Below are 11,857 nucleotides of genomic sequence, written 5' to 3' on the forward strand. Positions count from 1 at the left end.
CTTTCTGATGGCAATGTCATCGAAAGTGTTTTTATGAAATATAAATTTGGATGCAGCGTATGTATCTCATCCCAGGTTGGATGCCGCATGGGATGTAAGTTTTGTGCATCTACTATTGACGGCGTTGTGAGATCTCTTTTGCCGGGAGAGATGCTTGATCAGATATATGCAATCTCAAGAATTACAGGTCAGAAGATATCTCATGTTGTAGTCATGGGATCAGGAGAACCTCTTGATAATTATGACAATCTTCTTGTATTTATTCGCATGCTTACAGGCGAAGATGGCATGAATATGAGTCAGAGAAATCTGACTGTTTCGACCTGCGGAATTGTTCCAAGGATAAGAGAACTTGCTGGAGAACATTTTTCAATTAATCTTGCATTATCTCTTCATGCTTCTAATCAGGAAAAAAGACAGAAGCTTATGCCAATAGCCAATAAATACGAGCTTTCTGAAGTTATAGATGCATGCCGTTTCTATTTTGATGAGACAGGAAGACAGCTTACTTTTGAATATTCACTTGTTGCAGGAGTAAATGACACCGAAGAAGACGCTACAGAGCTTGCAAGTCTTTTAAAAGGCCTTAATGCCATAGTTAATCTTATCCCTGTTAATCCCATCAAAGAGCGTAGTTTTAAGGCTCCAACACGTGAAAATGCCATCGCTTTCAAAAATAAACTTGAAAAAAGCGGAATAAATGTTACTATAAGAAGGGAAATGGGCAGGGATATTGATGGCGCATGCGGACAACTTCGCAGACGACATTTAAATGAAAAATGACCTGCTGTTTTTATGGAGGAGTATCTTGATCAAATCGTTTTCCATTACTGACATTGGAAAAGAACGCGAACTGAACCAGGATTATGTGTTCGAATCCCAGGAGAGAATTGGTAATCTGTCCAATCTTTTTATTGTGGCAGATGGTATGGGAGGACATAATGCAGGAGACTATGCGTCACGTTTCAGTGTGAATAAAATAGTTGAAGGTATAGAAAGCTCTTTTGAACAGAGCCCTACCAAAATCCTGAATCAGTCTATACAGAATGCTAATTCGCTTCTTCGCAAAGTGGCAGATGGCGATATAAGCATGAAAGGTATGGGAACGACCCTTGTCGCAGCTACGATCATGGGTCATTTTCTTCAAGTTGCCAATATTGGAGACAGTAGATTATATATCATTAATGGCGATACTATGAGACAGGTCACCAGAGATCATTCTCTTGTTGAGGAAATGGTCAGAATGGGTGGCATAGACAGAGAGACTGCGCGCAATCACATTGACAAGAACATAATTACCAGAGCTGTAGGTGCTACAGACAAACTGGATATCGACTTTTTCCAGGAAGAGCTTAAAAATGGCGATACAATCTTGATGTGTTCGGATGGACTTACGAACATGGTTAGCGATGAAGATATCAGGAATATTGTCAACAAGCAGGTTGAGATAGAGGATAAAGCCAGAACGCTGGTTGAGTCTGCCAATAATAATGGCGGCAAAGACAACATTTCAGTTATCCTTATTGAAATCTCGGAGGAAAACAGATGATTAGAATCGGGATGATCATCGGCGACCGCTATGAAATTCAGGAAAAAATCGGAACTGGCGGAATGTCCGATGTATATAGAGCACTTGATCATAAATTAAACCGTCCTGTTGCAGTAAAGGTACTGAAGCAGGAATTTTCTGAAAATCAGAATTTTGTACAGAAATTTCGTTCAGAAGCTCAGGCTGCGGCCGGGCTCATGCATCCAAATATTGTTAACGTCTACGATGTAGGCAATGACAAGGGCGTCTATTACTTTGTAATGGAGCTCGTAGATGGAATAACACTTAAAAAGTATATTGAAAAGAAATCAAGACTTACAGTCAAAGAGGCTGTAAGTATAGGAATACAGGTTGCGATGGGACTTGATGCTGCTCATAAGAACAACATCGTTCATCGTGATATCAAGCCTCAGAATATCATGATCAGTAAGGACGGTAAGGTCAAAGTAACTGATTTTGGTATAGCTAAGGCTGCTTCTAGTAACACAATTACATCTAATGTCATGGGATCAGTTCATTACACTTCTCCTGAACAGGCAAGAGGTGGTTTTTCTGATGCCAAGAGTGACATATATTCACTAGGTGTAACCTTGTTTGAGATGGTTACAGGACGCGTTCCTTTTAATGGTGATACAACAGTTGCTATTGCCATAAAGCATATTCAGGAACAGTTCCCTTCACCGTCAACTTATGCACCGGATCTTCCAATAAGTGTAGAGAAGATAATACTTAAGTGTTGTCAGAAATCTCCTGACCGTCGTTATCAGAATGCTACAGATCTGATCAAGGACCTTAAGAGATCACTTATCACACCTAATGAAGATTTTGTCGTACTTGTAGACCCTGATGAAGAAGGTGCTACAAGGATTGCTTCTGATACAGAGCAGGAGATGATCAGAACCGGCAATGCTCAGAGCGGCAAGACAGGTGAGATGCGTCTTAATGATACCGGTGTTATAGAGACTCAGGAGCAGGAAAAGAGGGTTAGAAATCCTCATAACAATAATAACAACAATAACAATAGCCGAGATGTTCAGAATATCCAGAAGCCTCAGCGTCCTTCTAACGAAAAGAAATATCGTGATGAGTATGATGAAGGTGATTATGTATATGACAGATCATACAGAAAAGGCAGTAATAACCGTAAGAACGGCAGACAAGATGACAGCCTTGATAAGCTTATGATCGTTATGGCTGTTATTGCAGTGATCCTGGTATTTGTGATCATCGTCGTATTTGTCGGTGGTCATCTTGGACTCTTTGGAGGAGGAACTACAGGCGATTCATCTACAGTTTCATCTACAGAGATGTCCGGCTCAGATGCTTCAGGAATAATAGTGCCTGACGTTGTCGGAATGTCCTATATAGAGGCAAAGACAACACTTCAGGACAAGGGCTTTAAAGTAGAAAAAGTTGATGATAATGAAAGTGCTGAAGCTAAAAATGTTGTTGTAGCCCAGTCTCCTGAGAAGGATACAAGACAGGCAAGCGGTACTACAATTACTATCACAGTAAGTACAGGTGCTCATGAGAGTGCTTCTGATACAGCTTCAACAGGTGATAGTGCCCAGGAAGTTGTAATGCCAAGCGTTGTTGGTATGGATGAAGCTTCCGCAAGACTTGAGCTTGTAGAACTTGGTTTTTCAAACAGTAATATAAATGTTGTCACAGTTAACAATAATGATGCTTCACTCGTTGATCTTGTAATAAATCAGACTCCGGCTGAAGGAACAAAAGTTTCAACAGATTCAGTTATTAATCTTGAGGTTTCTGTTGGACCTGCTGCAACAGCAGCATATGTTTTTGTTGGTAATATTGAGGCTCCTACAGAGAACTCATACTATACAAGCGGAACTACAGTTAATGTCACTATAACAGCTGCAGATGGAACACTTTTGTACAGCTCTGCTACAAGTTCTTTTCCTATATCAGTAGTTCAGAGTCAGAATCAGGCGTATACATCTTCGTCAACAGCAACTCTTGAGATGAGTTTTGTAGTTAATACAGAATCAGGAGCTGTTACACAGTCAGTGACAAGAACAGTTACGCTTACACAGATGCAGTGATCTTGTCAAAAACTTCTTTGAAGATTTAATGGAGTATTAATGCAGGGAAAGATAATTAAAGGAATTGCAGGTTTTTATTATATAGATACGCCCTCTGGCAAGGTATATGAATGCCGTGCCAAGGGAATCTTTAGACAGCAGAAGATAAAGCCACTTGTTGGTGACGATGTTGAGATGGATGTTGTATCAGAAGATGATGCTACCGGCAATGTATCTAAAGTTCTTCCCCGCAAGAATGAACTGATAAGACCGCCTGTTGCCAATGTGGATCAGGCGCTTATAATCTTTGCAATAGTTCATCCGGATCCGTCCTATAACCTTCTTGACAGATTTCTTATCATGATGAAGCAGCAGAACCTTCCTGTTATCATCTGCTTTAATAAGCAGGACATAGCAGGTGAAGAGGAACAGAGAGAACTTGAAGAGACTTATGAGAAGTGCGGCTATAAGGTTCTTTTTATAAGTGTTGCTAATGGTAACGGAATAGATGAACTAAAGAGCCTTTTAAAGGGCAAAACTACTGTTCTTGCCGGTCCAAGCGGAGTAGGCAAGTCATCACTTATAAATCTCTTACATCCCAAAGCCAAGATGCAGACAGGAGAACTGTCCAAAAAAATAGAACGAGGCAAGAATACCACAAGGCATTCAGAGCTTTTTCATGTGGAAGGTCTTGGACCTGATACATATATAATGGACACACCTGGCTTTACATCCCTATATCTTAAGGATGTGACCAAGGAAGCCCTTCCCTTATATTATCCGGAATTTGAAGCCTATGAACCTGATTGCAGATTTGGCGGCTGTTCTCACATTACAGAGCCTGACTGCGGTGTCAAAAAGGCAGTAGAAGAAGGCCTCATATCCCGCATCAGATATGACAACTACAAAGTCCTATACGATGAACTCAAAAATGCTAAGCCCGTCTACGCCAAAAAAGAAGGCAGAAGGCCCCAATAAACGGGCACCTGTAACTATCATGAAGCCTATGTGAACCCCTTCGGGGCGGCATATCAGTCATCTTCTCACTTCTTACACCGAAATGAGGTCACTGGGGATTTTTATTATATGCCGCGCGCCACATGTTTGAGCTTCTTTGCTAATGACTGGGCCACATACCGCCATCGTCGTCAGTAATATTTTCCTGTTTTTTCTAAATGCCATGATTTGCTTCCATACAGCATGCCTTCATGTGAAACTCGCAGGACGCTCATGTAAATGCTGTTAGTCAATATTCACTACGGTGCTACGCACCTACAACATAAAACACATGAACTCACGAGCTAGCTCGTGGATTCATGTGTTTTTGTTGTATAAAGCTCGCAAAGCGAGCTAGTGAATATCGACATTATAAATTTTTAAGCGTCCTGCTCAAACACACATTCCGGCATGCTGGAAGCAAATTTTATGGCATTAAGAAAAAACAAGGAAAATATTAAATTCCTCCGCTGGCGGTATGTGAACCCAGTCATTAGCAAAGGAGCGAGTTTGGCAGCGCGGCAATAGTTTTTTAAAAATCCCCAGTGGCCGATTTCTTTGAGGCGTGAAGTGAGAAGATGACTGACCTGCCGTCTGCTATTGCGCATAAGGGCTTTGCTATTAGCTATCAGGCTTTTGCTCTTTGTGGGGTGTGAGGAGCGGGAGCTTGACTTTGAAGGTGATGAGGCCATCTGAGCATTCTGCCCATATAAGGCCGCCGTGCTGGGTTATGATCTCTTTGGCGATTGAGAGGCCAAGACCATAGCTTCCGTTGTGGGACCTTGAGGTATCGGTTCTGTAGAATCGGGTAAAAATGTTTCTAAGCTCCTGTTCAGAAAGGTTATCACCCTTGTTGGATACAGATAACAGGACGTGAGAAGAGCCAAGTTTTGAAAGCTTTATGTCTATCTGAGAGCCCTCGTGAGCATACTTTCCTGCATTATCAAGAAGGATATCGATAACTTCCTGAAGCTTACTCTTGTCGCCTTTGACATATAAATTTTCATCTGTAGTAGCTTCAAGAACGTGGCCTCTTTCATAGAGCTCAACTTCCATTACAAGCGATTCGTCAGTTACAAGACTAGTCATATCAACCTGAACAAAATTTTCTTTTGGTATACCTCTGTCTATACGTGCAAGATCAAGAAGATGAGTGATAAGTGTCTTCATCTGATGAGATTCAGTAAGTATATTGGTTACGTATTTCTTCTGGGAACCGTTCGGAGATTCTGTCTTATTAAGGAGTTCAGCATTAGTAAGGATTACAGTAAGGGGCGTCTTTAATTCGTGTGAAGCATCAGCGATGAACTGCTTTTGCTTGTTCCAGGCATATTCTGTAGGTTTGATTATCCATTTTGAAAGAAATATTGTTAATATACTTACTACTATCATAGAAATTGCATACATGATCATGCAGGTGGTAAATAAAGATTCGTTATATTTTTCATCCTCCGTAGAATCTGAAATAGCATACCACGTACCGGAAGCAGTATTGGTATAGCTGTAGTAAAGGTGGGACTTTTCCAGCATGAAATTTTCGTTTCCATAGTAATCCTGTTTGATCTCATTGTAAATTCTCTCAAGCTGGCTTCTATTATACTGCATACTGTAATATTTGGTGATAGTTCCTACGTGATTGACATAAAATGCCGAGTAGGTAAAAGAAGATGGATTATCTTTTGAAGACAATATCTCTTCAGGCTTATCCAGGATAACATCAAGAGTATTGGAAGCATTACTGGTAGCAAGGTTTGATTCCATAATGGGAATACTGAAAAAGAGTATTCCAAGAAGGACAGTAGCAATGGCTATCATTGTCAGGATAAACCTGTTTTGTAATTTTTTGATCATATATTTTAGGCCTCCAGATGATAACCTACACCGCGGACAGCACTGATAGTTACATTACTTCCAAGCTTTTTGAGCTTTTTACGAAGAAATGCCACATATACTTCGACATTATTTTCTATAGCTTCTGAATCATAGCCCCATACCTGGTCGAGTATCCTTGATTTTGGAATGTTACTGTTACCTGCCTGCATGAGAAGGCGAAGGACATCAAATTCTTTGGAAGAAAGACGTATGCTTTCAGCTCCGCAGGACATGCTGACACCTGAAAGGTCGAGTCTTAGATCTCCGAAAGTGATCTCATCTACCTGATCTTTCTGACGTCTTGTAAGAGCATGTATGCAGGCCAGAAGCTCTCTTGATTCAAAGGGCTTTGTAAGATAGTAATCTGCGCCGCTGTCAAGACCTCTTACGCGGTCGTCAAGGTCTGACTTTGCTGTAAGCATAAGAATTGGAGTTCCATTGTGCTCACGCCTTAAGGTGGTCGCCACTTCAAAACCGTTTATTTTGGGCAGCATGACGTCTAAAACTATAAGGTCATAAATATTCAGGCGAGCCTTATCAAGGCCTTCTACGCCGTCATAGGCCGCTTCTGCTTCATAATTATTGGTTTTAAGCAGTTCTACTATAGAATCTGCAAGAATCTGTTCGTCTTCTACAACAAGAATTCTCATGTATTATCTCCATGTATTTTTTAAAAAAACATTTTTGCGTTTATATTATCAATATATCATACAATGCTGAAATATTACTGAAATCATAAATTTATTCCCATATCTGTCCGATAAGAATAGTGTACGACTTCTGGAAAATATTACAGAAATCTGCATTTGTTTTGTATTTAGGGAATTTATGGGTATTACAGCATGTTCTATCATGTTTTGTTTCGGAGGCATTTATGAAAAAATCAATCACCAGAAAATCACTATCAATTATTATTGTAGCAGCGCTTACACTTATTATGTTCTTTGAAAGTACATCAATTGTTAGTCATGCAGAAGATCCTTATGAGATACTTCTTGAAGCTACTACAGTTTATAACGGAGTAGATTATAGCGCAGAATATGATGCCTATTGCTATTATATGAACTATGCAGATATAAGAGCTGCATTTGGAATGGACCCCTATGCACTTATAATGCACTATGCATTGTATGGAAGATATGAAGGAAGAATTGCAAACAGGCTTATTGCAACAGAAGAAGTAGTAGTTCCTTCGGGAGATGAGTCTGTATCTGTAATAGATATAACAGCGCATGATAATGGCGGAATGACAGCTAAGCAGGAACAGATAGCAAGAAGTAAAGCCCAGCAGATAGCTAATAAGATCAATGCCAATTATGCTTCAGCTGTTTCCAATGGATATTCACCTAGTAAAGATGAAGGAGAACAGATAATCAAATGTGCTTATGCTGCAGCAGTTGTTCAGGCATATTGCAACGAAGGAACATATTCTACATCAGGAACCCATTATCGTAATGCCTACGGAGTTTTTGTTGCACGTGAATATAATACCGAAGGAGCTACAAGAGCACTTGGACTTGTACTTGATTATCTTGGAATTCGCTGGTCACATGCAAATATCGGAACATACGCAGACCAGTGGTGCAAAGTCATAGCTGACAATCAGGAAGGCTATGCTGACGGAATCAATGGTGTAGCTGGCTATGGTAAGAGCTCACTAGAAGGCGGAGATGGCGACGAAATAGGTTATGCAGATATCAGAGAGATATTCAGCGTATTCTGATCAAGGATAAAACAGATAATATGATACTTACATTAAAGAGAAATCATATAAATAAGCTGATCACAAGAAAAGCCGCAGTAGTAATGCTCGCGGCTATTCTTGCTGTAATAAATCTGCCAATAAGATCTGTGGCCAAGGAACTTACTTCAATTACAGTTAATACCTTTGATGATGCTGATAAGATAACCTCTCTTCATATTGGCAAAAGCATTGAGAATATATCCAGCAATTCTTTTGTCAACATGTTTAACTTAAAAGAGATAACAGTAAGTGAAAAAAACCGCAACTACTCATCCTATGATGGATGTCTTTATGACAAAAAGCAGACAACCCTATTATGCTTCCCTCAGGCAAGAAACTCTGCCTATATACCGGATTCTGTTGTTGCAATAGGTCAGGATGCTCTTGACGGCGTAGAAACAGATCTTAAGAAGATGATAGAAGCTACAGTTGCTTATAATACTGAAGCAGGTGGTGAGGAAAAAAATATTACGAATCCTCATCTTGTTCATACTGCAAATGGTATTATGTGGGATGATGGAAAAGGTAATATAGTATCTGTAGATGACGGACTATTACTTGTAGTAGCAGAGTTTGTTGAAGATAATACAAAGAGCGGAATGAGGCAGAATGAACAGCTTAAGAGCTGCTATAACAGCTTTGTTGACAGCGTTGAATACAGCGATTATTTCTATACTCCTTCAGGTAACTGGACAGGAGAGAAGGCACTTTCTACACTTTCATCAATGCAGGGCGATGCCTATGGCATGTCGGCAGCATTTGCCTATATAGCTTCAAGCCTTGGTTATAAATCAAGAATTGTTGTAGGTATTATTACAGATAGTGATGGCAAGAGCCAGTCATCAGCCTGGGTTCAGGTTGAAATTGACGGAACTTTCTATGTATTTGATCCTGCTATGGAAGTTAATTTGGGATATGACTGCTATAAGATACCGGTAGGAACAAATGCAAATGGAATTAAGAGAAGTAATAATGCGACCTATACAGTAGTTTTTTGACCAAACGTTCTAGCTTTTTAGCTAAATTATTCTATGATATATAATAAGAATTAGGATATATTTCTCAAATTTGATTAAGGTATTGACTATACTACGTATTTTGAGATATTCTTTACAACGATGATTTTTCTTATCATCATTTCTAACCAGTTGGCTATTCAGGAGGAATTTAAGATGTCTCAGACACCATTTATCATAGGAATCGCAGGAGGAACAGGTTCAGGTAAGTCTACTTTCACCAACAGACTTAAACATATATTCAAGGATCAGGTAACTGTTCTTTATTATGATAACTATTACAGAGCTCATAATGATCTTCCTTTTGAGGAGAGAAAAAAGATCAATTACGATCACCCTGACGCATTCGAAACAGATCTTCTTCTTGAGCATCTGAAAATGCTTAAAGAAGGTAAGTCTATTGAATGTCCTGTTTATGACTATACTCAGCACAACCGTTCACAGGAAGTCACAGTTGTAGAACCAAGTAATATCATCCTTCTTGAAGGAATTCTTGTCCTTGCTGATGAGAGACTTCGTGACCAGATGGACATTAAGATATTTGTAGAAGCTGATGCTGATGAGAGAATCCTTCGCCGAGTAGTAAGAGACGTCAAAGAAAGAGGAAGGGATATAGACAACATAGTAGATCAGTATCTTACAACGGTTAAGCCTATGCACTATCTGTACGTAGAGCCAACCAAGATGTATGCTGATCTTGTTATAAACAGTGGAATGAATGACATGGCGCTTGACGTTATGGCTACCAAGATCAATTCACTTATCGAAAGTGAGAACTAAATAGTAATTGTAATTAAGCCGGTGCAGTGCACTGGCTTTTTGTATAACAATATGGATAACAACATGAATAACGCTATGGATAATAATATGAATGCACTAAGTAGTGACTTTGCACTATCAAAAGAATATAAATTAGCTAATAAGTATATGCCGCTTTTTATGAAAGATGCTAAAGAGCCTTTTGACATAAAAGGAATAGGCTATACTGTGTTTTATGAAGATGGCCAAAGCTCATCCTGCAGACGAAGCTTTCATTTTAAAGACTTTGAAAAAGAAGGAATAAATGTAGGATTCATGATAGAGTATGCCATATATTTTGACTTTGACATACAGCATTTGTACGATCTTGAACATGTGTTCGTATACGTTGGAGAAGATGATAAAGTATGCGCAGTAGAAGCAAGCTTTCACGGCAAGTTTTTTAATTCAATGCTTCCTTATGGTGAGGCACTTAAATTCTATAAAGAGACAAGGCCGGTTTTATATATGCAGCCCGGTAAGCATGCTCTGATGCCTGATCCTAAGCTTTTTTATTTATTCCCCCATTATGAAACTTCGTGCAATGAACTTGCCGGCTCTGATGGCCTTTTAATTCCCTATTTTCTTGAAAATGATATAAGTAAGGAAAAAGATACAGATGTTAAAGTAAAGACTTATATAGCTGATAATTATGCTTTTACACCTTCTTTTGTATTTGAAGAATATGATCCAGGCGACGATGTGCTTATGCCTTGGAAAGATCTAAAAAATACCATAATCATGAGAATAAACAATATTCTATCAAAAATAGATGATCCCATACCAAAATGATCTTAATATAGGTCATTTTGATATGGGTTTTTTGTAATATAAGATATAGCCTGATCGTCTTATGCTGATAGCGTGTACGACAAATTTTGAGATGAATATTTGGGAATAGAACAAATAAAGCATAGAAATAATTGAAGTTTTATTAAATACTAAATAGTAGAGATATTAGCAGCTATAAAAATGATAATAAAACGGAGAACATGTATGCCAGGTAAGGAACAGATCATAGATAATATAAAAAACTATATAGAAGAGCTTTCTTTAAAACGCTTTCCACATGTCACAAGAATCCAGGATACAGAAGGTTTTGATGGTATTTATTATAAAAAGATTCCATATAATGTTCGTAATGAGGTTGTTTGGGATAATGAAGGATTTTCTTTATTTGAACCTGATTCGTTATGGGGAGGCAGCGATCAGCATTACTATTTCAGGTTCACATTTAAAGTTCCTGAAAAGTATGATGGAAAGCCTCTTCTTATGTTTGTATCAACAGGTGCTGATGATATCTGGAATACAGATAATCCCCAGCTGATGATCTATGTAAACAGAGAACTAGCCTGTGCTATGGATATGAATCATGATCATGTCATATTATCAGAATGTGCACATGCAGGTGATGAGTATGAAATTGGTATATATGCTTATTCTAATACTGAGGCAAGTACCAACAGTCTTGGAATTAAGCTTACTTCAAAAGACGAGGATGCAATAAGGATCTACTATGATCTTGAGACTCCATTTGAAGTTCTCCAAAATCTTCCTGAAGATGATCAAAATCAGACAATCCTTCTTGAAACGCTTGAAAGAGCGATAAGTCTTAAACCTGAAGATATTTCTAAATATCTTTTAGATAATTTATATGGTAAAAATATACACAAGGCAACTGTTAAAAGCGTAGGCCATACCCATATAGATGTTGCCTGGAAGTGGCCTCTTCGCCAGACCAGGGAGAAAGTTATAAGAAGCTGGACCAATGTACTTAATCTTATGGACAGATATCCTGAGTATAAGTTTATGGCAAGTACACCTCAGCTATATGAAT

General features: G+C 38.8%; 10 protein-coding genes and 1 pseudogene. 9 read left to right on the top strand and 2 right to left on the bottom strand.

Translation table 11 applies throughout. From position 1 onward, the window contains the following. The 4 genes from rlmN to rsgA form a co-directional block, all read left to right on the top strand. Positions 1-783, top strand: a 783-nt coding sequence (gene rlmN, locus K6G87_RS18710) for a 23S rRNA (adenine(2503)-C(2))-methyltransferase RlmN (RefSeq protein WP_296840706.1), incomplete at its 5' end; no start/stop codon positions are given. A gap of 25 nt (positions 784-808) precedes the next feature. Next, positions 809-1,549 (top strand): Stp1/IreP family PP2C-type Ser/Thr phosphatase, encoded by a 741-nt coding sequence (locus tag K6G87_RS18715; protein ID WP_330669951.1) that lies wholly within the window; start codon positions 809-811, stop codon positions 1,547-1,549. After that, a complete protein-coding gene (gene pknB, locus K6G87_RS18720) occupies positions 1,546-3,615 on the top strand; it encodes a Stk1 family PASTA domain-containing Ser/Thr kinase (protein ID WP_296840708.1) in 2,070 nt (689 codons plus the stop codon). Before K6G87_RS18715 ends, pknB begins: the two co-directional genes overlap by 4 nt. A gap of 39 nt (positions 3,616-3,654) precedes the next feature. Beyond that, the gene (gene rsgA, locus K6G87_RS18725; protein ID WP_296840711.1) at positions 3,655-4,572 is read left to right on the top strand and encodes a ribosome small subunit-dependent GTPase A; all 918 of its coding nucleotides are present in this window, start codon (positions 3,655-3,657) and stop codon (positions 4,570-4,572) included. 639 nt (positions 4,573-5,211) lie between these two features. Here the strand turns inward: rsgA and K6G87_RS18730 are convergent. Both K6G87_RS18730 and K6G87_RS18735 read right to left on the bottom strand, forming a co-directional pair. Then, positions 5,212-6,441 carry a sensor histidine kinase gene (locus K6G87_RS18730; protein WP_296840714.1) on the bottom strand — a complete coding sequence of 410 codons (1,230 nt, stop codon included), beginning with the start codon at positions 6,439-6,441 and terminating at the stop codon, positions 5,212-5,214. A 5-nt stretch (positions 6,442-6,446) separates the two neighbouring features. Further along, entirely contained in the window at positions 6,447-7,112 is a 666-nt protein-coding gene (locus K6G87_RS18735; RefSeq protein WP_296840716.1) for a response regulator transcription factor, read from the bottom strand. Between the two features lie 224 nt (positions 7,113-7,336). On the opposite strand from K6G87_RS18735, the gene K6G87_RS18740 reads away from it, so the two are divergent. The 5 genes and pseudogenes from K6G87_RS18740 to K6G87_RS18760 all read left to right on the top strand — a co-directional run. Then, positions 7,337-8,185 (top strand): hypothetical protein, encoded by an 849-nt coding sequence (locus tag K6G87_RS18740; RefSeq protein WP_296840719.1) that lies wholly within the window; start codon positions 7,337-7,339, stop codon positions 8,183-8,185. 20 nt (positions 8,186-8,205) lie between these two features. Continuing rightward, positions 8,206-9,204 carry a transglutaminase domain-containing protein gene (locus K6G87_RS18745; RefSeq protein ID WP_296840721.1) on the top strand — a complete coding sequence of 333 codons (999 nt, stop codon included), beginning with the start codon at positions 8,206-8,208 and terminating at the stop codon, positions 9,202-9,204. Between the two features lie 174 nt (positions 9,205-9,378). Then, the gene (gene udk, locus K6G87_RS18750; protein WP_296840724.1) at positions 9,379-10,002 is read left to right on the top strand and encodes a uridine kinase; all 624 of its coding nucleotides are present in this window, start codon (positions 9,379-9,381) and stop codon (positions 10,000-10,002) included. Between the two features lie 63 nt (positions 10,003-10,065). Continuing rightward, a complete protein-coding gene (locus K6G87_RS18755; protein ID WP_296840726.1) occupies positions 10,066-10,812 on the top strand; it encodes a hypothetical protein in 747 nt (248 codons plus the stop codon). Between the two features lie 204 nt (positions 10,813-11,016). Next, positions 11,017-11,857 (top strand): annotated as a pseudogene (locus K6G87_RS18760) (alpha-mannosidase); the annotation flags it as partial.

It is taken from the genome of Butyrivibrio sp., from assembly GCF_024699075.1.